At 64.6% G+C, this 20,022-nt stretch carries 17 protein-coding genes; 4 read left to right on the top strand and 13 right to left on the bottom strand.

Translation table 11 applies throughout. From position 1 onward, the window contains the following. Nucleotides 1-77: 77 nt before the first annotated feature. On the bottom strand, nt 78-1,718 hold the full coding sequence (locus tag LNV06_RS12350) for a peptide chain release factor 3 (protein ID WP_263538591.1): 1,641 nt from the start codon (nt 1,716-1,718) through the stop codon (nt 78-80). Between the two features lie 139 nt (nt 1,719-1,857). Here LNV06_RS12350 and LNV06_RS12355 point away from each other — a divergent pair, with 139 nt between their 5' ends. Then, the gene (locus tag LNV06_RS12355) at nt 1,858-3,963 is read left to right on the top strand and encodes a S9 family peptidase (RefSeq protein WP_263538592.1); all 2,106 of its coding nucleotides are present in this window, start codon (nt 1,858-1,860) and stop codon (nt 3,961-3,963) included. Between the two features lie 23 nt (nt 3,964-3,986). Here the strand turns inward: LNV06_RS12355 and LNV06_RS12360 are convergent, their stop codons facing one another. After that, complete coding sequence (locus tag LNV06_RS12360) at nt 3,987-4,607, bottom strand: AraC family transcriptional regulator (protein ID WP_263538593.1); 621 nt, start codon at nt 4,605-4,607, stop codon at nt 3,987-3,989. Between the two features lie 43 nt (nt 4,608-4,650). Here LNV06_RS12360 and LNV06_RS12365 point away from each other — a divergent pair, with 43 nt between their 5' ends. Further along, on the top strand, nt 4,651-5,172 hold the full coding sequence (locus LNV06_RS12365) for a GNAT family N-acetyltransferase (protein ID WP_263538594.1): 522 nt from the start codon (nt 4,651-4,653) through the stop codon (nt 5,170-5,172). Here the strand turns inward: LNV06_RS12365 and LNV06_RS12370 are convergent. From LNV06_RS12370 to LNV06_RS12390, 5 genes are all read right to left on the bottom strand, one after another. Further along, on the bottom strand, nt 5,111-6,253 hold the full coding sequence (locus tag LNV06_RS12370; protein WP_263538595.1) for an ABC transporter permease: 1,143 nt from the start codon (nt 6,251-6,253) through the stop codon (nt 5,111-5,113). The two genes, LNV06_RS12365 and LNV06_RS12370, sit on opposite strands and share 62 nt — an antisense overlap. Then, on the bottom strand, nt 6,253-7,425 hold the full coding sequence (locus LNV06_RS12375; RefSeq protein WP_263538596.1) for an ABC transporter permease: 1,173 nt from the start codon (nt 7,423-7,425) through the stop codon (nt 6,253-6,255). The genes LNV06_RS12370 and LNV06_RS12375 overlap by 1 nt, the downstream gene beginning before the upstream one ends. 3 nt (nt 7,426-7,428) lie before the next feature. Continuing rightward, nucleotides 7,429-8,409, bottom strand: coding sequence for an HlyD family secretion protein (locus LNV06_RS12380; protein ID WP_263538597.1), 981 nt, complete (start codon nt 8,407-8,409; stop codon nt 7,429-7,431). Nucleotides 8,410-8,448: 39 nt separating this feature from the next. Further along, on the bottom strand, nt 8,449-9,840 hold the full coding sequence (locus tag LNV06_RS12385) for a TolC family protein (protein ID WP_263538598.1): 1,392 nt from the start codon (nt 9,838-9,840) through the stop codon (nt 8,449-8,451). 98 nt (nt 9,841-9,938) lie between these two features. Beyond that, entirely contained in the window at nt 9,939-10,448 is a 510-nt protein-coding gene (locus LNV06_RS12390) for a Dps family protein (RefSeq protein ID WP_263538599.1), read from the bottom strand. A gap of 119 nt (nt 10,449-10,567) precedes the next feature. Between LNV06_RS12390 and LNV06_RS12395 the strand changes: the two genes are divergently transcribed. Beyond that, a complete protein-coding gene (locus tag LNV06_RS12395) occupies nt 10,568-11,143 on the top strand; it encodes a phosphonate degradation HD-domain oxygenase (protein WP_263538600.1) in 576 nt (191 codons plus the stop codon). Between the two features lie 8 nt (nt 11,144-11,151). On the opposite strand, the gene LNV06_RS12400 is transcribed toward LNV06_RS12395, so the two are convergent. Continuing rightward, entirely contained in the window at nt 11,152-11,283 is a 132-nt protein-coding gene (locus LNV06_RS12400) for a solute carrier organic anion transporter (RefSeq protein ID WP_263538601.1), read from the bottom strand. Between the two features lie 347 nt (nt 11,284-11,630). Next, nucleotides 11,631-13,826, bottom strand: coding sequence for a catalase/peroxidase HPI (gene katG, locus LNV06_RS12405; protein ID WP_263538602.1), 2,196 nt, complete (start codon nt 13,824-13,826; stop codon nt 11,631-11,633). Nucleotides 13,827-13,995: 169 nt separating this feature from the next. On the opposite strand from katG, the gene LNV06_RS12410 reads away from it, so the two are divergent. Further along, nucleotides 13,996-14,730, top strand: coding sequence for a PepSY domain-containing protein (locus LNV06_RS12410; RefSeq protein ID WP_263538603.1), 735 nt, complete (start codon nt 13,996-13,998; stop codon nt 14,728-14,730). Here LNV06_RS12410 and LNV06_RS12415 read toward each other — a convergent pair. The 4 genes from LNV06_RS12415 to LNV06_RS12430 are packed head-to-tail and all read right to left on the bottom strand — an operon-like array spanning nt 14,727 to nt 19,926. After that, a complete protein-coding gene (locus tag LNV06_RS12415) occupies nt 14,727-15,602 on the bottom strand; it encodes a bifunctional transcriptional activator/DNA repair enzyme AdaA (protein ID WP_263538604.1) in 876 nt (291 codons plus the stop codon). The genes LNV06_RS12410 and LNV06_RS12415 overlap by 4 nt on opposite strands. Before the next feature lie 5 nt (nt 15,603-15,607). Beyond that, the gene (locus LNV06_RS12420) at nt 15,608-16,102 is read right to left on the bottom strand and encodes a DUF1203 domain-containing protein (protein WP_263538605.1); all 495 of its coding nucleotides are present in this window, start codon (nt 16,100-16,102) and stop codon (nt 15,608-15,610) included. 48 nt (nt 16,103-16,150) lie between these two features. Then, nucleotides 16,151-19,009 (bottom strand): tetratricopeptide repeat-containing sensor histidine kinase, encoded by a 2,859-nt coding sequence (locus tag LNV06_RS12425; protein WP_263538606.1) that lies wholly within the window; start codon nt 19,007-19,009, stop codon nt 16,151-16,153. Further along, complete coding sequence (locus tag LNV06_RS12430) at nt 19,006-19,926, bottom strand: hydrogen peroxide-inducible genes activator (protein ID WP_263538607.1); 921 nt, start codon at nt 19,924-19,926, stop codon at nt 19,006-19,008. Before LNV06_RS12430 ends, LNV06_RS12425 begins: the two co-directional genes overlap by 4 nt. Nucleotides 19,927-20,022: the final 96 nt, after the last annotated feature.

The following is a 20,022-nucleotide window of genomic DNA, read 5'->3' on the forward strand; positions in this document are numbered from 1 at the left end:
GTTCAAACGGCGGCGTTTTGCGGCAACCGAAAATTGGACGGGTATTTTTCAGGCCGGCTTGACTCAACCTTCCTGACTCAGCCTTCTAAACGCTGCTGGAACACCAGACCCGCGTGCTCACGCAGCGCATGGAACTTGATCTTCGGCCAGTTGGCCTCGATGGCGCGCAGCTCGGGCGCGTATTCGACCAGCACGGTCGGCGCGTCCACCGCGTCATAGGCCATGCGGTGGTCATTGGCGTCGATAAAGCGTTTCAGCTCCTTCTCGCCGCCGTCCTCGGGCGCGCAGGTGACCCAGCGTGCCACCTGGAAGCGGCTGCCGCTGATGCGGGCCTTGCAGCCATATTCATGCTCCAGGCGGTGCGCCACCACTTCGAACTGCAGCTGACCGACGGCGCCCAGCAAGAGCACGCTGCCGGCGATGGGGCGGAAGACTTGAATCGCGCCTTCCTCGCCCAGCTGCTGCAGGCCGGCCTTCAATTGCTTGGTCTTGAGCGGGTCGGCCACTTCCACCGAGCGGAACATTTCCGGCGCGAAGAAGGGCAGGCCGGTGAACTGCAGGGCTTCGCCTTCGGTGATGGTGTCGCCCAGCTGCAGCACGCCGTGGTTGGGGATACCGATGATGTCGCCGGCAAAAGCCTCGTCCAGCAGCTCGCGGCGTTGGCTCAGGAAGCTCACCACCGTATTGGGCCGTAACTCTTTGCCCGAACGCACCACCTTCAGGCGCATGCCGCGCTCGAAGTGGCCGCTGGCCACGCGCAAAAAGGCAATGCGGTCGCGGTGTGAGGGGTCCATATTGGCCTGGATCTTGAAGACCACGCCGGTGAACTTGGGCTCTTCGGGCTTGACCACGCGCTGCATCGCGCCGCGGTCAGAAGGCGCCGGCGCCAGTTGCACCAAGGCGTCCAGAATTTCTTGCACGCCGAAGTTGTTGACGGCCGAGCCGAAGAACATCGGCGTTTGCTTGCCGACCAGGAATTGATCCAGGTCGAACTCGGCGGCGGCGTCTCGCACCAGCTCGATCTCGCCCTCGGCTTGCTCGTACTGCATGCCGAAGCGCTCGGCATAGGCCGGGTTGTTCAAGCCTTCCAGCACTTCTTCGTCGCCGGCGACGCGGTCTTCACCGGGCGAGAACACGCGCATGCGCTCTTCGCGCAGGTCCATCACGCCGTGGAAATGCTTGCCCATGCCGACCGGCCATGTGAAGGGCACGACGGTCATGCCCAGCTCGGCCTCGATCTCGTCCATCAGGGCCAGCGGGTCTTTCACCTCGCGGTCCATCTTGTTGACGAAGGTCAGGATGGGGGTGTTGCGCGCGCGGCAGACCTGCAGCAGGCGTCGGGTCTGCGGCTCCACACCGTTGGCCGCGTCGATCACCATCAGGGCCGCGTCCACCGCGGTCAGCACACGGTAGGTGTCTTCGGAGAAGTCCTGGTGGCCCGGGGTGTCGAGCAGATTGATGACGCAGTCGCGGTATTCCATCTGCATGACCGAAGAGGCCACCGAGATGCCGCGCTGCTTTTCAATTTCCATCCAGTCAGACGTGGCATGGCGCGAAGCCTTGCGTGCCTTCACCGAGCCGGCGATCTGGATCGCGCCCGAGAACAGCAGCAGCTTTTCGGTCAGCGTGGTCTTGCCCGCGTCCGGGTGGGAAATGATGGCGAAGGTGCGGCGGCGCTTGACTTCGGTCTGAATTCGGGTCGGGAGATCGGCGGACATGGCGCGTGGCGCGCCAGGCTCAAAAAGCCTTCGCGCGGTCAGTAGTGGTGAAAAGGGGAAGTGCGGGATTATCGCAGCAGCGCCCCGCAGGGCTGCTTGCTATGCTGGCCGCCTAAAAATGCAGGCACAGGGAGAACGAATGCTGCAGCACTTTGCGAAACCGGCGTGGCGCCGCCGCGCCATAGGCTTGGCTTGGATCGGTTTGTTGCCCTGGGCCTGTGGGGCGCAGGCGCCTTCAGCTGCTTCCGCCACAGCCGCGGCGACAGTCGTGGCAACTGGTGCGGCCGCCAGTGTGCCGGCCGAGATCCCCGCCGAGCGTTTCTTTCAATACCCCGCCATCCTGGAAGCCAAGCTCTCCCCCTCGGGCAAGAAGCTGGCCTTGACCACCTCCAAGGGCGGCACACGCATTGGCTTGGTGGTGCTGGATCTGAGTCAAGACTACAAGGCGATGCGCACCGGCACTTTCACCGACGCGGATATCGTTGAATTCGACTGGGTGGGGGATGACCGTTTGGTCTTTAGCGTGGTCGACCTGGCTGCGGGCGGCGGTGAAGACCGTCGCGTGGCGCCGGGCTTGTTTTCGGCCAAGCCGGATGGCAGCGAGCTGCGCTTTCTGGTCAAGCGCCACGGCAAGGCGTTCATCACCAGTGGCAACTCCTTTGATCGCGCTTTGGAGTGGAACCATCGCCTGCTGAAAGTGCCCTTGCCCCAAGAAGGGGTCTTGCCTGACGAGGTCTTGGTTGGCCGTATGGAGTTTGGCGACAACAGTCTCGAGTCCTTGACGCCGCTTTGGTTGAACGTGCGCACCGGCCGAACGCGTGATGCGGACATCCGTGGGACACCGCCGCGCGTCGTCGATTGGCTGTTTGACAGCAAGGGCGAGCCGCGCGTCGCCATGACCCAGAAAAACGGCCGAGTCGCGGTGCACTGGCGTGGCCCAGGGGACAAAGCCTGGCGCCAGTTGGCCGAGGGGGATGTACTGAACATGCCCTTCACGCCAACGACCGTGGACGATGCAGGCAATCTGTTTGTGAAGTTCAGCGAGGGCAGCGAGGGTTATGGCGTGTTGGCCCGCTACGACTTCGAGAAGAATCAGCCGCAGACGCCGGCCTTGGTCAGCGCGCCGGGTTTTGATTTCAATGGCAATTTGCTGCTGGACCGTGCGGGCAGCCGCGCCCTGGGCGTGCGGCTCGACACCGATGGCGAGCAGACGGTTTGGTTTGACCCCGGCATGAAGCGCACCCAGGCCTTGATCGACGATGCCTTGCCCGGACGCATCAATCGGCTCAGCTGCCGCCGCTGTGGCGCTGAAGACATGGTGGTGCTGGTGCGTTCCTTCGCCGACACCGACCCGGGGCGCCTCTATTTGTTCGAAGCCAGCAGCAAGCGCCTGCAGCTGATCAGCCCGGTGATGGACGGCATCGACCCGAAGCAGATGGCGCGGGTCGATTTGCACCGCATCAAGGCCCGCGATGGCCGCGATTTGCCGGTGTGGTTGACGCAGCCCGTGGGCCACAAGCCCGGCCAGCCGGTGCCCGCCGTGGTGCTGGTGCATGGCGGCCCTTGGGTTCGCATCGGCCATTGGCAGTGGCAGCCGATGGAGCAGTTCTTGGCTTCGCGCGGCTACCTGGTGATCTCACCGGAGTTCCGCGGCAGCACCGGCTATGGCGAAGCGCATTACCGGGCTGGTTGGAAACAGTGGGGGCAGGCCATGCAAGACGATGTGGCCGATGCCCTGCTGTGGGCGCAAAAACAAGGATTGGCCAGCAGCCAGGCCTGCATTGCCGGTGCCAGCTATGGCGGCTACAGCACCCTGATGGGCTTGATCAAACAACCCGAGCTGTACCGCTGCGGCGTAGCCTGGGTGGCGGTGACCGACCCCTTCTTGCTGCTGAGGGGTTCCTGGTGGGTGGAAGACGATATGAACAGCACGGCTCGCCAACACATGCTGCCCGAGATGGTGGGCGATGTGGAGAAGGACGCGGCCATGCTGACGGCCAATTCGCCGCTGGCCCAAGCCAAGCAGATCAAGGCGCCCTTGCTATTGGCTTTTGGCGAGAGCGATCTGCGCGTGCCCATTGCTCACGGTGAGCGCCTGCGCGCGGCCTTGCGCGAGGCGGGTCGCCCGCCCGAATGGGTCAGCTATGACAATGAGGCGCATGGCTGGCGCATGCAAAGCACCCAGGTCGATTTTGCGAAGCGGGTGGAGAAGTTTCTGGGCCAGCACCTGAAGGCGCAGCCCTGAAGTGCAGTGAGGGTGGCGCGGTCTCAGCCGAGAAATGGCCTCACGCGCGCCAGCAGGCCTTCGGCGTAGCGAGTCTTTTCTCCCACTGGGGCGACTTCATGCAGCGCCTCGGTGGTGGCCGCTTCACCGGCGCGCTTGAGCATCACCCAAGTGGCCAGGTATTGCGCGGCCAGGCAACCGCCGGCCGTAGCGATCGGCCCTTGGGCATGAAAGGATTCTTCATCGAGCACCCGCACGCCGGCCTCTTGCACAAAAGGTTTGCTGACCAAGTCGGTGCAGGCCGGTCGTTCGCCCAACAAGCCCAGCCGCGCCAGCAGCAGTACGCCGGAGTTTTGCGCGCCGATCAACTGCCGCACCGGGTCCAGCTGCAAGCGATCGAGCAGGGCCGAGTTCTCCGCAATCGCGCGGGTGTAAAGGCCAGAGCCGAACAGCACTACCTCGGCCTCATTGGCCCATTCCAAGGGCCGCTGCAGCGACACGGTGACGCCATGCATCGAGCTGATCGCATGGCCAGGGCCGCAGAGCTCGGCCGACAAACCCTTCGCCCGCAAGCGGTTCAACAAGCCCAGGGTGATGAAGCTGTCCAATTCGTTGAAGCCGTCAAAGCTGACAATGGCAACACGGGTGGGGCCAATCCTGTTCATGCCTGAATTGTGAACCTCAAGCCCCTCTCTGCAAACCACGTTCATGACCGACTCCTCAAGCATCACTATCACCGTCTTGGACCCGTTCTCGGCCGAGGCCGCGAGCCTGCTGGCGGCTTCCGATGCTTTGATGCGCTCGCTTTACGCGGGCATTGATGAGCATCTTGAAGGGCCGGCCTCGCTTGCCGCTTCGCCCGGCATCTTCCTGGGCGCATGGCGTGGAGCTGAGTGCCTGGCCTGTGGTGCCGTCAAGGTGTTGCAGCAGGCCGATGGCCCGCGCTATGGCGAGATCAAGCGTGTGTTTGTGCTGCCGCAAGCGCGGCGAATGGGCCTGGCCCAGCGTTTGATGCAGCGCCTGGAGCAGCACTTGCGGGATGAGGGCATCGAGTGGGCCCGGCTTGAAACCGGCATCCACCAGCCCGAGGCGCTGGCGCTGTATGCCGGCCTGGGCTACCAGCGCTGCGCTTCTTTTGGCAGCTATCAGGCCAATGCGACCGGAGTGCTCATGCAGAAGTTGCTGAGACCCGAGCCCGGCGCCACAGCGCCCAGGCCGCCAGCAGGCTGAAGCCCAGCGCTTGCAGCAGCAGGAGCTGGGTGAAGGGCTGCACCTCAGCCAGCGTGGCGCCCATCTGGTTCAGGCGCACAAAGGCTTGAATGCCGACGACCGCCGGGATGAAGTCGCCCAGCGCAAACAGCGCCGGCGGCAAGGCCTCGCGCGGCCAGGAAAAACCACTCAAGAAAGCCATGGGCAGCGAGGTGCAGAGCAGGGCTTGCATGGCGCGCTCCCGGTCGGCGAGCAAGGCGCCTAGGGCCACGCCCAAGGCCGCAATCGCCCAGCAATAAGGCAGCAGCAATAAAGCGGCCGCGCCGACATTGCCGGCATAGCCATAGTCGAAGAAGCGAAACACCGGCCCAAAGAACCAGGCGGCGGACAGCAGGCCTAAGGAAGCAAAGGCGACCGTGCGCGCGCTCCACACACTCAGCAGCGACTCCTTCGCGCGCCGGGTTTCAAACCAGGTGCCGACCCACATGGCCGTGCCAATCAGCAGCAGCTGCTGAATGATCAGCACCGCCACCGCAGGCACCACATAACTGCCGTAACCCTCGGTCTTGTTGTAGAGCGGCACCAGGCGCAGGTTCAAGGGGCTGCGACTCAAGGCCGCCTGATGCTTGGAGGCGCCCTTGGCTTGCAGCTGGCGCAGCTCGGCCCCGGCCGAGACGGTGCCGATGACCTCGCCAAAACCGCTCAGCACCACTTTGTTGATCAGGAAGTAAGCGCCATCGGCCAGCACCGGCACCACCACGCCCTGGCCGCGCAGCACATCGCGCTTCAAGTCTTGCGGCAGCAGCACATAGCCCTCAATCTCACGCCGCGCCATCGCGCGCCGGGCTTCGGCTTCGCTGCTGGTGACAAAGCGCAGATCCAGGCGCGGGCTGGCCTGGGCAAAGCGGCCGATCTGGCGTGCCAGATTGCTGTGGTCCTGGTCCACGATGGCCACCGGCACGCGGCGCAGCTCCTGCGTCGTATAAGGCCAGGGGTAGAAAAAGGCGTAGAGGATGGGCGCGATGATGAACATCAAGAGCGTGCCCTTGTCCGTCAAAGCGGCGCGCCAGGTTTGCGCCAAGGTGCTGAACCAGAGCCGCATCAGCGCTTCCCCCAGCAAGCCGGCGTGACGGCGGCGCGCTTCAGCAAGGCGCAGCTGGCCAAGATCAGCCCGGCGCTGGCCAGGCTCAGCCAGCCCGTCAGCGGCAGCAGTTCAGCAGCGGCGCGGCCTTGTTGCAGCAGGCCGACTTGGGCTTCCAAGACCCAGGTCAGCGGCAGTGATTCGGCCCACATGCGCGCGCCCGGCGGCATGGCCATCAGCGGAAAAGCCAGGCCCGAGTAGGCAAAGGCCGGCGCGGTGATGAAGCCCGCCGCCGACAGCGCCATGCGCAGCGAACTGGCCGCCAAGGCCGCAAAAGCCCCCAGCGCCAGGTACACCGCCAGCAGCAAACCATGCAAGCCCAGCAGCACCGGCAGGCTGTGGCCGTGCACCAGGCCCAGCTGCTGCATCAGCAGCCACAAGAGCACGTTGACCGCATTCAGCAGCAGCCAGGCCGGCGCCAGTTTGATCAGCAGGGCGGGCAGGGGTCTCCCTGCGCTGCTGGCCAGCCAAGCCGGCACCGTGGCGCCGCGTAGCTCGGTGCCCGCGCTCCAGGCGCCGCCCACCATGGCCAGCATATGCAGCAAGGCCGGCAGCAAGACCGCGGCCAAGAACTGCTGGTAGTTCAGAGAGGGGTTGTAGACCGCTTGCATGCTGGCGCGCATGGGCTCAAAGCCGGCTTTGGCGGCCTGCGGGCTTTGGCCGCGCTTCTCGCGGCTGGCGATCTCGATGCCGACGGAGAGCGTGCCCACCACGGTGCGTACGTCTTTTTGCAGCAAGCCGGAGTGGGTGGCGAATTGGGCGTTATGCAGCAGGGCCAGTTGCGCAGGGTGGGCCGGGTGGCCGCGCTTGATGTTGGCGGCCATGCCGGCTGGAATCACCAGCGCGGCATAGACATGGCCGGCGCGCAGATCGCGCTGCATCTCGGCCTCGTCGCTGTACTGGGCCGTCACGCGCAAGCCCGGCGCGGCGTCCAGCATGCGCAGCAATTGGCGCGACAAGCCGCTGTGGTCGGCGTCCAGCACGCCCAGCGGCAGCCGCGTCGGCAGGCCGGCCGCAAAGGTCCAGACCAGCAGCAGGCCCATCAAGAGCGGCAGCCAAGACAGCAGGGCCAGATCGAAAGGGCTGGCCCGCAGCCGGGCCCATTCCCGCTGCCAGGTCCCCGAAGCGCTCATGGCTTACTTGACCAGTACGCTCATGCCCGGCCGTGCGCCTGCAATCGGCTTGAGCGGCTGCGCTTTCACCTCAAAGGTGCGCAAGTCATAGCCCTGGTTGCTGCGGGTGCTGCGCCAGGTGGCGAAGTCGGGCAGCACTTGCGAGGCGGTCACTTTGAAGCGAACGTTAGCGCCGCTCTTGTCCGCCAGCGCGGGCAGCGTCGCATCAAACTCTTGGCCGATGGCAAAGCGCTTGAGCTGGTCTTCGCGCACATTCAGCAGCACCCATTGGTCGTTCAGGTCCACCACGGTGACCACCGGCACGCCGGCCGGCGACAACTCGCCCGCCTTGGCCAGCAGCTTGGCGACCTCGCCGGCCACAGGGCTCTTCAGCTCGGTTTCGGCGCGGGCGGCTTCCACTTCTTGCACTGCACCGGCGACTTGGCGGGCTTGGGCGGCGGCGGCGGCCTGGTCTTCGCTGCGCGCACCGGCGCGGGCCATATCGGCCTGGGCCCTGGCGGCATCGGCCAAGCCTTGCGAGGCGCGCCAATTGGCTTCGGCCTCATCGCGCTTTTGCGCGGCGACCAGGCCTTCTTTGAAGAGGCCATCGACGCGCTCAAAACTCTTGCGTGCCAAATCGGCGCCGACCTTGGCGCGCTCGTAATTGGCTTGCGCCATGCGGATCTCTTCAGGCCGGGCGCCATTGCGCGCCTTCAAGGCCACGGCCGAGGCGGCGGCTTCGGCATTGCTGGCCTGCGCCAACTTGGCGGCCACCTCAGGGCTGTCGATGCGCAGGATCAGGGCGCCTTTTTCAATGCGCTGGCCTTCTTGCACCAGCAGCTCGGCAATGCGGCCGGTCAGCTTGGGCGCGATATCGGTTTCGCGAGCTTCCATCATGCCTTGCAGCTGTTCGGGCGCCGGCGGCTGGTGCTTCCACATGACGTAAACCGCAGCGCCAAGCACCGTCAGGGCCAGCGCGGGAACGAGCAGTTTTGGGAGTTTCATGACAAGAGCTTCTTCTTTGTTTTTGTGCAGAGGCGCGGTTCATTCCAGGCGCAAATCGGCGCGCGCCAGATAGTCGCCCAGGCTTTCGATCTGGCCGCAGGCCTGCAGCAGGCCGACCAAGGCCATCACATGTTCATAGGCGACCTGGGCGCGCTCGGTGCGCAGCTTGGCCAGGTTCAGCTCGGCGTCGATCAGGTCCAGCGCGGTGCTGGTGCCTTGCTTGAGCCCCACTTGGCGCAGGCGCAGCAGTTCCTGGCCCAACTCGTCTTGCGCCGCCAGGCTCAGGTATTGGCTGCGCGCTTGCTCGGCGCTGCGCCATTGGCGCTCCACCAAGAGGGCGATGTCATTGCGGGCCTGGGCGTCTGCAGCTTCGGCCTGGGTGATCAGGCTATGGTGCGAGCGCTCCAGCGCGGCATGGTCCAGCGAGTCCCATAAATTGACTCTGACCCCAATACCGGCGAGCCAGTCGCCGTTGTGGGTGAGGGAGCGTTGGCCGAAGGCGAAGACCTGCGGTTTGTTGAGCGCCTTGGAGCCGGCCTTGAGTTGCTCGGCCTGGGCCTTCTTGGCGGCCACCTTGGCCAGGCCAGGGTGCAGGGTCAGCGCGCTGCCGATGAAGTCTTGCAGCGGCGGCAGCGGCTGTGAGCTGACGGCCAGGGGCGTGCTGGGCGCCGGGGTGCCGTCGAGCTTGAGGGTTCGTCCCAGCGCGACGGCAATCAATTCGGCGTCGCTGCGTGCCTTGCGGGCTTGGTACTGCGCGTCTTGCAGCGCGGCGCGGGCTTGCAGGCGCTCCAGCTGCGAGGCCACACCGGCCTTCAGCATCTTGTCCACCGCAGCATCATGCTCGGCCACGCCAGCGGCAGCGGCCTCGCGCAAGGCGGCGGCGCGGCGCGCCATCTGGGTTTGGAAGTAACGCTGAGCCAGCACGGCGAGCGCTTCTTCTTCGCTGTGCTGCAAATCGGCTTGCGCTTCGGCGCCTTGGGCTGCGGCCATGCTGCGCAAGGCATCGGTGGCGCCACCCAGGTAAATCGGCCAGACCGCATTCACCAAGGCCGTGTGGCTGCTATTGCGCCGCTCAATCGTGTAGTTAGAAGGCAGCGGCGGCAAGGGCGGCAGCATGCCGGCAATGCCGGGAGGTAGCAGATTGATGGCGTTGCCGATGCCTTGCTTGAGCGGGTCCAGGTCAAGATCAAGGCTGGCTTTGTAGCTGTAGGCCGCGCCGTAGACGCTGACGATGGGCCCGCCCGCCTGGGCGATGCCCTCGGCCTGGGCCTGGCGCTGCGCCACTTGGGCGCGTGCGCCGGCCAGTTGATCAGACCCTTGCTGCAGGCGATGGACGGCGTCGTGCCAACTCAGGCTGTTGGCCGGATCTGCGCTAACGCTGCCCACCCACAGCAAGGGCAGGCTCAGCAATAGCTTGGGAAAGACGTTCATGCGCGGCGCTGAGTTCGAATGAAAACAAAAGGGCTCTAGGGTAGCCGATTTGAAAGACAGACCTTTGACGCTCCCCCAAGGTGGCGACAAGGGTCCGCTCACTCCTCCAGCAGACTCCTGAGCATCCAAGCGGTCTGCTCGTGAACCGTCAGGCGTTGGGTCAGCAGGTCGGCGGTGGGTTCGTCCGAGGCCTGGTCGGCAATCGGGAACAGGGCGCGGGCGGTGCGGGCCACGCCTTCGTGGCCTTCCACCAAGATGCGCACCATCTCCAGCGCCTTGGGCGGTGTGGCGGGCGCGTCTTTCAGGGAGCTGAGTTTGGCGAACTGGGCATAGGAGCCCGGGGCCACATGGCCCAGTGAGCGGATGCGCTCGGCGATCGGGTCCACCGCATTCCACAGCTCGGTGTACTGCACCATGAACATCTGGTGCAAGGTGTTGAACATCGGCCCGGTCACGTTCCAGTGGAAGTTGTGGGTGGTCAGATAGAGCGTGTAGGTGTCGGCCAGCAGCTTGGACAGGCCCTCGGCCGTGGCGGCGCGGTCTTTGTCGCTGATGCCGATATTGATGCTGCTGTGGGCGGCAGTGGATTTGCTGGTCTTCTTGGCCATGAGGACTCCTGAAAAAGTGGACGCAGAGCTGCGGGCAGAGAGAGTGCGAACACTATAGACCGACCGACATGCGCCCGACACCAGCCGCTTGCACAATGGCGAGCTGGAACGATGCCGCCATGATGACCCTCCAATTTCTTTTGCAACTTTTCGAGCGCCGCGGCGCGCTGGCCTACGACGGCGAGCCGGTGACGCAGCTTCAACATGCCTGGCAATGCGCGCGTTTGGCGCGTCAGGCCGGGGCTTCCGAGGCCCTGCAGTTGGCGGCTTGGCTGCATGATGTCGGCCATTTGATGACCGACTTGGAAGGCTCGCCGACCGAGCGTGGCATCGACGATGCCCACGAGGATCTGGCCGCCCGTGTTTTGCTGCCCTTGTTTGGCCCGGCGGTGGCCGAGCCGGTGCGCCTGCATGTGCAGGCCAAGCGTTATCTGGTCCGCCAGAAGCCCGGCTATGCCGAGAGCTTGTCAGCAGATTCGGTGCGCAGCCTGGCTTTGCAAGGCGGCCCGATGACGGAGGCGGAATGCGCGCAGTTTGCGGCGCTGTCGGCCGCGCGCGAGGCCCAGCGCTTGCGCGTCTGGGACGATCTGGCCAAGGACGGCGAGCTGCCCTGGCCGGCCAGCGAGCAGGTCTTGGCCGAGTTGGAGCTGTTGATGGCCCGCTGTCGTTTGGAAGCCGCCAGTGAGCGAGGCTGAAGAAGCCCTCAGAACACGTTGTGGTGCATCCATTGGCTCAGGTCTTGGGCCAGCAAGGCGCTGCCGGACCCGGTGATCAAGAGGCCAAGGGCCAGCTGCCAGCGGGGCTTGTGGAGGCTGTGGGTTTGCGTTGTTTGCATGGTGCGAGGTCTTTCTTCAGGCTGATCAATTAGGGCCTGTTAACGCTACGTTTGCCCGATGCGTTGCCACCAGAAAAGCCGTGAACTAGGCGCAAACCGAAGCCGGGGTTCCTCTCCCGGCGAGGCTTTGCAACGACGTGCACGGCTTTTCTGGTGGCAACCCCGAGGGAACGGGGCTGGCAGGGCCCATCTCGTCGTTGATCTCCTTGCCCAGGCAGCCCAGCCTGGGCTGCGTCGTCCGCCTAGACCTGAGCCCTGCCGGCCCCGTTCGCACGGGCAAACGTAGTGTTAGCAGGCCCTAGGCCTGAGCGCGGTGGTCCAGCCACCGGCCCAGGCCAGCTTCCAACTCAGGCGAGATCGAAGCGGTCCAGATTCATCACCTTGGTCCAGGCGGCGACGAAGTCGGCCACGAACTTGGCCTCACTGTCGGCGCTGCCGTAGACCTCGGCAATGGCGCGCAGCTGCGAGTTGGAGCCGAACACCAGGTCGGCCCGCGTGGCCGTGCCGCGCAGGGCGCCGGTCTTGCGGTCGCGGCCTTCGAACAGCTCTTGTTCGCGGTCCACGGCCTTCCAGGCTGTGCCCATGTCCAGCAGCTTGACGAAGAAGTCCGCGCTCAGGGTCTGCGGCCGCTCGGTCCAGACACCGTGCTGGGAGCCATCGGCATTGATGTCCAAGACCCGCAGGCCGCCCACCAACACCGTCATCTCCGGCGCGCTCAGCGTCAGCAGCTGGGCTTTGTCGACCAGCAAGGCCTCGGTGGCCACGGTGTAGCGGCCCTTAGATTGGTTCAGATAGTTGCGGAAGCCATCGGCAATCGGCTCCAGCACGGCGAAAGAGTCCACATCGGTCTGCGCTTGCGAGGCATCGGTGCGGCCCGGGCTGAAGGGCACGTCGATGCGGTGGCCGGCCTTGTGCGCCGCCATCTCCACGCCCACGCCACCCGCCAAGACGATCAAGTCCGCCAGCGACAGCGCCTTGGCCGGCTGCTGCGCCTTGAAGCTGGCTTGGATCTGCTCCAGCTTTTGCAAGACCTCGGCCAGCTGGGCCGGGCGATTCACTGCCCAGTCTTTTTGTGGGGCCAGCCGGATGCGTGCACCGTTGGCGCCGCCGCGCTTGTCCGAGCCGCGGAAGGTCGAGGCCGAGGCCCAGGCGGTGGACACCAGCTGAGACACCGTCAAGCCACTGGCTTGGATTTGTGCCTTCAAGGCCGCGATGTCTTGCGCATCAAGGGGCGCGCCGCTGGCGGCCGGCAAGGGGTCTTGCCACAGCAAGTCTTCGGCCGGCACCTCGGGGCCAAGATAGCGGGCGCGCGGGCCCATATCGCGATGCGTCAGCTTGAACCAGGCGCGTGCAAAAGCGTCGGCGAACTGCTCCGGGTGGGCCAAGAAGCGGCGTGAAATTGCCTCATAGGCCGGGTCCATGCGCAGCGACAAGTCGGTGGTCAACATGGTTGGCAGCTGGCGCTTGGTGGCGTCAAAAGCGTCGGGGATGGTGGCCTGCGCGTTCTTGGCCACCCACTGGTGGGCACCGGCCGGGCTCTTGCTCAACTCCCACTCGTAGCCAAACAGGTTCTCGAAGAAGTTATTGCTCCATTGCGTGGGCGTGCTGGTCCAGGTGACTTCCAGGCCGCTGGTGATGGCGTCGGCGCCCTTGCCGCTGCGGAAGCTGCTGGTCCAGCCCAGGCCTTGCTCTTCAATGCTGGCGCCTTCGGGTTCTACGCCCACATGCTTGGCGTCGCCCGCACCGTGGGTCTTGCCAAAGCTGTGGCCGCCGGCAATCAGGGCGACGGTTTCTTCGTCGTCCATGGCCATGCGGGCAAAGGTCTCGCGGATGTCGCGGGCGGCGGCGATCGGGTCGGGGTTGCCGTTCGGGCCTTCCGGGTTCACATAGATCAGGCCCATTTGCACGGCGGCCAGCGGGTTCTCCAACTCGCGGGTGCCGGGTTCCTTGCTGTAGCGTTGGTCGTCCAGCCATTTCTTCTCGGCGCCCCAGTCCACGTCTTCCTCGGGCTCCCAGACGTCGGCGCGGCCGCCGGCAAAGCCAAAGGTCTTGAAGCCCATGTCTTCCAGCGCGACATTGCCGGCCAGGATCATCAAATCGGCCCAGGAGATGGCGCGGCCGTACTTCTGCTTGATGGGCCAGAGCAGACGACGGGCTTTGTCCAGATTGCCGTTATCGGGCCAGCTGTTCAGCGGCGCAAAACGCTGCTGGCCGGTGCCGGCGCCGCCACGGCCATCGCCGGTGCGGTAGGTGCCGGCGCTGTGCCAGGCCATGCGCACAAAGAGCGGGCCGTAGTGGCCGAAGTCGGCCGGCCACCAGTCTTGCGAGTCGGTCATCAGGGCGCGCAGATCGGCCTTGAGCGCCGCGTAGTCCAGGCTCTTGAAAGCCTTGGCGTAGTCGAAATCCGGGTCCATCGGGTCAGACAGTTGGGAATGCTGATGCAAGACCTTGAGGTTGAGCTGGTTCGGCCACCAGTCGCGGTTGCTGGTGCTGCCGCTGTTGTTGGCGGCTTGATGGAAGGGGCACTTGGCTTCGTTGGACATGATTCGCGCTCTCCTATTGAGGTGGGCTGGATGGGATGGAAGGACTTTAGGTTTTTTCTATTAACGATTCCAATTGAATAGTTTTACTGCCGAGATAGGCAAAAACTTGCACCACTCGAGCAAGAAGCACAATCTTCGCTTTTGCAAGCCGCTCGGTGAACTGATCCCTATGTCAAAAGCGATGCGTTGGAGCCCTTTTTTGTTTCGCTGGCATCGCTGGCTGGGCTATGTGGTGGCGCTGCAGGTGCTGGCCTGGATCGTCGGCGGCCTCTTGTTCGCCTGGATGCCATTTCAAGCCTGGGTCAAGGGCGGCGATGTTTTGAACAAGCCGCGTCAGGTCTGGTCGGCGCATTGGGCGCAGGCCTTGCCACCCATGCCCAGCGACCAAGGCGATTTGCTGGGCATGCAAAGCGTGGCCACCGCTCATGGCCCGGCCTTGAAACTGCGCTTTGCCCAAGGCGAGTGGCTGCTGGGCGCCGATGGCAAGGCCCTGCCGCCGGTCGAGGCTGGCGCCATCGAGGCCTTTGCCCGCACGCTTTACAAGGGCGAGGGGGCATTGAGCGGAGTCAGCCGCATCGAGCAAGTGCCCACGCGTTTGGGCCTGGTGCGCGAACTGGGCGACAAGACGGACGTCTGGCAAGCGCAGTTCGACGACCGTTTCAAGACTCGGCTTTACTTCGACGGTCGCAGCGGCGAGTTTCTGACCGTGCGCAACGAAGCCTGGGTGCTGTATGACTTTTTCTGGCGTCTGCACCTGATGGACTACCGCGGCGGCGAAGACTTCAACAACAGCCTGCTGCGCGCCGCCTCGGCGGCGGCTCTGCTCTTGGTCTCCAGCGGACTGGCGCTCAGCGCCTTCGCTTTGCGTCGCGCTTGGCGGCGCCGGAACAAGGCTGCAATTTAAGCTGCGGAGAAGCCGGCGCTAACTTCAGGTTTGTCGCCGCGCGCCAACTCCAGGCCCAGCAGAGCGCGCTTGGTGCGCGGCCCCCAGCGGTATTCGCCGAAATCGGCATTGGCGCGAATCACCCGGTGGCAGGGGATCAGGTAGGCAATCGGGTTGGCCGCCACGCAACTCGCCACCGCCCGCACCGCCCGAGGTGCATCCACCTGCCGTGCCAATTGGCCGTAACTCAAGACCTGACCCTCGGGGATGCGCATCAGCGCCTGCCAGACCTTCAGCCGCAAAGAGGTGCCGGACAAGGCCAGGCCGATCGGCCGACTCGGCCCTAGGCCGCTGATGCGGCGCTGTACCTCGTCCAAGATGGGGGCCAGGTCTTGCCTCGCCTCTTGCCACTGTGCGAGCGGCCATTCGGCGGTCGCCTTGGCCAGCATTTCTTGGTCGCTGGCGCCTTGGCTGAACAGCAGCGAGACCACGCCGCGTTCGCTGGCGGCCAACCAAATCGGGCCTAGCAAAGTGTCGGCACTGCTCCAGCGCAGCGTCTGGCCGGCCGCGCCATTCTTGAACTCGCCAGGGCTCAAACCTTCTTGCCCGACAAACAAGTCATGCAGACGCGAAGGGCCCGACAAGCCGGCCGACAGGGCCGCCTCCATCACCGAATCGGCCTGCGCCAGGCTTTGCTTGGCGCGCTGCAAGGCCAGGGCCTGGCTGAACTCCTTGGGCGTGACGCCGGCCAGGCTGACAAAGCTGCGCTGAAAGTGAAACGGGCTTTGCCCTGCCGCGTCGGCCAACTCTTGCAGGCCCACCGGCGCCTCGGCGGCGCTCAAGCGTTCAATCGCCTGCCGAATCAATTGGTAGCGCGCGTTTTTGCTGTTCATGGCCGTCAAGCTTGCAAGGGAAGGGGAGCCGGCCGTAGTTCGGCGCGAGCGGCGTAGCAGCCGGCGCGGGCGTAGTGGAGGTTGACGAAAGCGCAGCCGGGCTGCTGCAGCATCGGTATCAACAGCGCTTCCAGCGCATCGCCGGGCGTGACATCGCAAGCCAGCATCCAGCCCGCAGCGTCATAAGCGCGCAGGGCCAGCAAACGGCGGCGCAGCGAATCCGGCACTTCTGACGGGCTTGGACAGGCTTGCTGGGCGGCGCGTCGCACAAAGATGGGGCCGCTGCTGCGGTAGGGCGTGGCGTGCTCGTGATGGGCAAAGGGCAGCAGCAAGACTTCTTCGCCGACCTCGGCGTCTTGCAGGCTCACCCGGCAAGGGGCTTCATGTGGGGCGTCGATGATGCGGCGCCGTATGCATTGGCGCTGCAAAGCCTCATCGTCCAGTTCGAAGAGGGGCGCAAAAGTCGCGGCGGGCAAGGCGTGGATTTGAAAGGTTTGCATGGTGGCGCGGCCGAGGAGCCGCCGCTTCGAATGACGATGCGCAAATTGTTAAGGCTCGGCCCGCGTCTGCCCACCCGATTCTTGCTCCGGCGCCGCGCTTTTGGCGGGCGGCGCCTGCAGTGGCAGCAGCATGACAAAACAGCAGCCTGGGCCCGGCCTGGGGTCCAGATTCAGGCTGCCACCCAGCAGCGAGTTGACGATGTTGTGGCTGATGGACAGACCCAAGCCGCTGCCGCCCTGGCCAAACTTGGTGGTGAAAAAGGGCTCGAAGATGCGCGAGGCATGGCTGGCGCTGATGCCCACGCCGTCGTCTTGAAAGCGCAACTCCACGCGGCCTTCGTTCAAGAGCCTTGCACTCAAGCGCATATGCCCGTCTTTGCGTTCTCCAAAGCCGTGCAGCATGGCGTTGTTGACCAGATTGCTGATGACCTGGCCCAGGGGCCCGGGAAAACTGTTCATCACGATCCCGGCGGGGACGTCCAACTCGATGTGATGCCCGTGCTTGCGGATGGCGGCGCGCAGCGTGGCCAGCAACTGTTCGCACATGCCGGCCAATTCGAAGCCACGCCTTTGTTCGGCGGTTTGGTCCACCGCCACTTGCTTGAAGCTGGTGATCAGACGCGCGGCGGTCTCCAGGCCTTGCATGATGAGCCGAGCCATCGATTTGGCCTCGGTCAGATAGCCTTCTAACTCGCTGCGCCGCAAGGACTTGGCGGCGGCCGCCTGCTCCACCTCGCTGGTGCGTTGCTCCAGCGTGCTGGCCATCAAGAGGCTGTTGCCCAGCGGTGTATTCAACTCATGCGCAATGCCGGCGACCAAGGCGCCCAGCGCCGCCAGTTTCTCCTGCGCGATCAGCTGGGCTTGCGCTTGCTGCAAGCGCTTGTAGGCATTGGCGTTGTCCAGCGCAATCGCCAAATAGGCATTCAGCGTGCGGAAGATCATCCGCTCATGTTCGCCGTAAGCATGGGCCAGCGGCGACTGCACCGTCACCACGCCCAGCAAGCGCTCGCCGATCAACAGCGGTGCAAACAAGGCGCTGAGCGTGCGCATGGTGCCGGGCACTTGGCTGGGGTCGCTGCCATCATGCGCCAGTTGGATGGACAGCTCAGTGCGTTCAAGCGCGCAGCGTGCCGCGTTGGAGTCGGGGTCGCTCAGCTCGATGCGGTCGTGCGGCAAGGCTTGCCCATCTTCCAGGCCGAAGATGGAATCCAGTGCCGATCCGGTTTCGTCCAGCAAATAGACCTCGAAAGCGCGCGCGTCCAGCAGCGAAGGAATATGCCGAACCAAGGCCGAGAAGATCGACGTCAAGTCCAGCTGTCGAGTCAGTTCCTGGCCGATGCGGCCCAGCAGCTCTAAGGTGTCGCTATTGCGTTGCATCAGCAGCGCTTTTTGGCGCTCGGCCTCGGCCAGTGCATGCAAATGTTCGGTTTGTGCGCGGGCGCTGTCGTTCAGATTGCGCAGCTGGATGGACGCCAGGCGATTGGCCGCCTCGGCGCTGAGCGACTGTGCCCGTGACTGAGCCGCTTCTTGGCTGGCCTCATAGGCTTGGGCATAGCGCCCCGAATCGGCGTAGGCCTGAGCGAGCGCGTGAAGCAGCTCGCTGCTGCCTTTGTAGCCGGTGATCGCGGCAGCTTGCTCGCGGGCTTGCTCCAGGTACTGCAAGGCCAAATCGGCTGCAGGGACAGGCCGACGCTGCGCAATGTGCGCCAGCAGCAGGCCGAGCTGGACGACCAAGTCAGCCGCGCCCCGTTGCTGGGCCAGCAGCAGCGCTTCTTGGGCACTCTTTTCGGCTGCGTCCAAGTCGCCGAGTTGCAAGAGTGCGTGGCCTTGCCCACGCAAAGCGCTCAGCTGAAGGTCGGCAAAGCCGCCCGCGGCTTGAATCTTGTCAAAGTAGTCGGCAGCGCGCTGAGGCTGGTTTTGGTCGAGTGCCAGCCAGCCCAAGTAGTTCAGGCTGACGCAATGGTTGCGAGTGGCGGGCCAGCGGGCAAAGCACTGCAAGGACTCATTCAATTGCTCTTGTGCCAAGTCCAATCGACCCAGCTTGCGCAGCGTCTCCCCCAGCTGCATCTGGCAGGTGCCGATGCTGAAAGACCAGGCCTGTTTGCGCGCCAGGGTCAACGCTTTCTCCATCCATTCCAGCGCTGCTTCGGGGTCATTCAGGTCATTGAAGACGCTGCCCAGATTGGCTTGAGCGGCGATCGCCTCGCGAATGCAGCCAAGTTCTATCAAGGGATCGATGACGGCCGAAAAGCGCTGGATGGCCTCACTCAGGCGGCTGGCGCGCATGGCGCGGTAAGCGCCGTACAGATCGAGCATGGGCGCCACCCGCGGCGGCGAGTGGGTTCTCTTGCTTTCAAAATGATCGCCCCACTGGGCCTCGGCGGCATAACGATCGATCACACCGGCATAGCGGGCTTGGCTGCACTCCAGCAAGCTTTGGCGCTCGCTGTCTCCACAGCTATGGGCCTGCTGCGCGCCGATGGTCAGCCAGTCGCTGCATTTTTGCGTGTCTCCCAAGCTGGTGGCCACTTGGGCCAGCACCCAGCAGGCATCGATGGCATTGCCGCAATCTCCGGCCTCGCGAGCCGCCTGATAAATCTGTTCCGCCAAGGCTCCGTCTTGGGCTGACTCATTGCGCAGCCGGCGCACATCGATCGCCGACAGCTGCAAACGCCAGCGCAGCGATTGCCTGTGTTCGGCGCTGAGCTGCTGCGCCGAGATTTGCTCCAGTTCTCGCTCGGCGTGCTCGGCCACCAGCAAGGCGCGGCTGGAGTCACGTTCGCGCAGATGCCAAGCCCAATGAACCTGGGCAATCAGACCCTCGGGCCCCGCCAGACTTGTCGCTTCCTTCGCCAGGGCCTCGACCTCGGCGTTCAACTCGTACAGGGCCGGCGAGTCCTGCTTCATGACAGCCGCTTCACCCCGGCCAGTGGGCAGTCATAGACCGCATTGCGCAGCGCTGCAATGGCCTCGTAGCGGGTGAAGGTCTTGCGCCAGGCCAAGACCACCCGGCGGCTGGGCGCCGTCCCCTTGAAGGGAATGAAGCGCAGATGGGCTTGCTCCTCCTTGGGAACGCTCAAGCTCGGCACCACGGTGACGCCAATGCCGGAGGCGACCATGTGCTTGATGGTCTCCAGCGAAGAGCCCTCAAAGCTCTTGCTGATGCCCTCGGCATTGCTGCTGAAGCGGGCGAACTCGGGGCAGACCTCCAGCACCTGGTCGCGGAAGCAATGCCCTGCACCGAGCAGCAACATCGTCTCTTGCTTCAGCTCCTCGGCGCTGACCTCGCTGCGGCTGGCAAAGGGGTGATTGGCAGGCACGGCGATCATGAAGTCTTCGTCGTACAGCGGCGCCACGGCGAGGCCGCTGTCAGGGAAGGGCTCGGCCATGATGGCGCAGTCCAGCTCGCCGGTGCGCAGCATCTCCAGCAGCTTGACGGTGAAGTTCTCCTGCAGCAGCAAAGGCATTTGCGCGTACTGCTCGATCACGCCCTTGACCAGGGCCGGCAGCAAATAGGGGCCGATGGTGTAGATGATGCCCAGCCGCAGCGGGCCGGCCAGCGGATCTTTGCCGCGTTTGGCGATTTCTTTGATGGCGCTGGCCTGCTCGATCACCGACTGCGCCTGGCGCACGATGTCTTCGCCCAGGGCGGTGACGCTGATTTCATTGGCGCCGCGCTCGAAGATCTTCAGGTCCAGTTCTTCTTCCAGCTTCTTGATCGCCACGCTCAAGGTGGGCTGCGAGACATGGCAGGCTTCCGCCGCGCGGCCGAAATGTCTTTCGCGGGCCGCGGCGACGATATAGCGTAGCTCGGTCAGGGTCATGCTTGGCTCCTCTAGACCCTGCATTGTGCTTGGCATTGAGGCTCGGTTTGGCTTTGAAGTTCAACTGCCCATGTTGGCGCTTGCTGCCTCCCCAAA

Source organism: Paucibacter sp. Y2R2-4 (assembly GCF_025717535.1).
Taxonomy (GTDB): domain Bacteria; phylum Pseudomonadota; class Gammaproteobacteria; order Burkholderiales; family Burkholderiaceae_C; genus Paucibacter_A.

Bases quoted from the DNA above. Each gene is read 5' to 3' on its own strand.
- LNV06_RS12350 (WP_263538591.1), bottom strand. From the start codon at position 1,718: ATGTCCGCCGATCTCCCGACCCGAATTCAGACCGAAGTCAAGCGCCGC.
- LNV06_RS12355 (WP_263538592.1), top strand. From the start codon at position 1,858: ATGCTGCAGCACTTTGCGAAACCGGCGTGGCGCCGCCGCGCCATAGGC.
- LNV06_RS12360 (WP_263538593.1), bottom strand. From the start codon at position 4,607: ATGAACAGGATTGGCCCCACCCGTGTTGCCATTGTCAGCTTTGACGGC.
- LNV06_RS12365 (WP_263538594.1), top strand. From the start codon at position 4,651: ATGACCGACTCCTCAAGCATCACTATCACCGTCTTGGACCCGTTCTCG.
- LNV06_RS12370 (WP_263538595.1), bottom strand. From the start codon at position 6,253: ATGCGGCTCTGGTTCAGCACCTTGGCGCAAACCTGGCGCGCCGCTTTG.
- LNV06_RS12375 (WP_263538596.1), bottom strand. From the start codon at position 7,425: ATGAGCGCTTCGGGGACCTGGCAGCGGGAATGGGCCCGGCTGCGGGCC.
- LNV06_RS12380 (WP_263538597.1), bottom strand. From the start codon at position 8,409: ATGAAACTCCCAAAACTGCTCGTTCCCGCGCTGGCCCTGACGGTGCTT.
- LNV06_RS12385 (WP_263538598.1), bottom strand. From the start codon at position 9,840: ATGAACGTCTTTCCCAAGCTATTGCTGAGCCTGCCCTTGCTGTGGGTG.
- LNV06_RS12390 (WP_263538599.1), bottom strand. From the start codon at position 10,448: ATGGCCAAGAAGACCAGCAAATCCACTGCCGCCCACAGCAGCATCAAT.
- LNV06_RS12395 (WP_263538600.1), top strand. From the start codon at position 10,568: ATGATGACCCTCCAATTTCTTTTGCAACTTTTCGAGCGCCGCGGCGCG.
- LNV06_RS12400 (WP_263538601.1), bottom strand. From the start codon at position 11,283: ATGCAAACAACGCAAACCCACAGCCTCCACAAGCCCCGCTGGCAGCTG.
- katG (WP_263538602.1), bottom strand. From the start codon at position 13,826: ATGTCCAACGAAGCCAAGTGCCCCTTCCATCAAGCCGCCAACAACAGC.
- LNV06_RS12410 (WP_263538603.1), top strand. From the start codon at position 13,996: ATGTCAAAAGCGATGCGTTGGAGCCCTTTTTTGTTTCGCTGGCATCGC.
- LNV06_RS12415 (WP_263538604.1), bottom strand. From the start codon at position 15,602: ATGAACAGCAAAAACGCGCGCTACCAATTGATTCGGCAGGCGATTGAA.
- LNV06_RS12420 (WP_263538605.1), bottom strand. From the start codon at position 16,102: ATGCAAACCTTTCAAATCCACGCCTTGCCCGCCGCGACTTTTGCGCCC.
- LNV06_RS12425 (WP_263538606.1), bottom strand. From the start codon at position 19,009: ATGAAGCAGGACTCGCCGGCCCTGTACGAGTTGAACGCCGAGGTCGAG.
- LNV06_RS12430 (WP_263538607.1), bottom strand. From the start codon at position 19,926: ATGACCCTGACCGAGCTACGCTATATCGTCGCCGCGGCCCGCGAAAGA.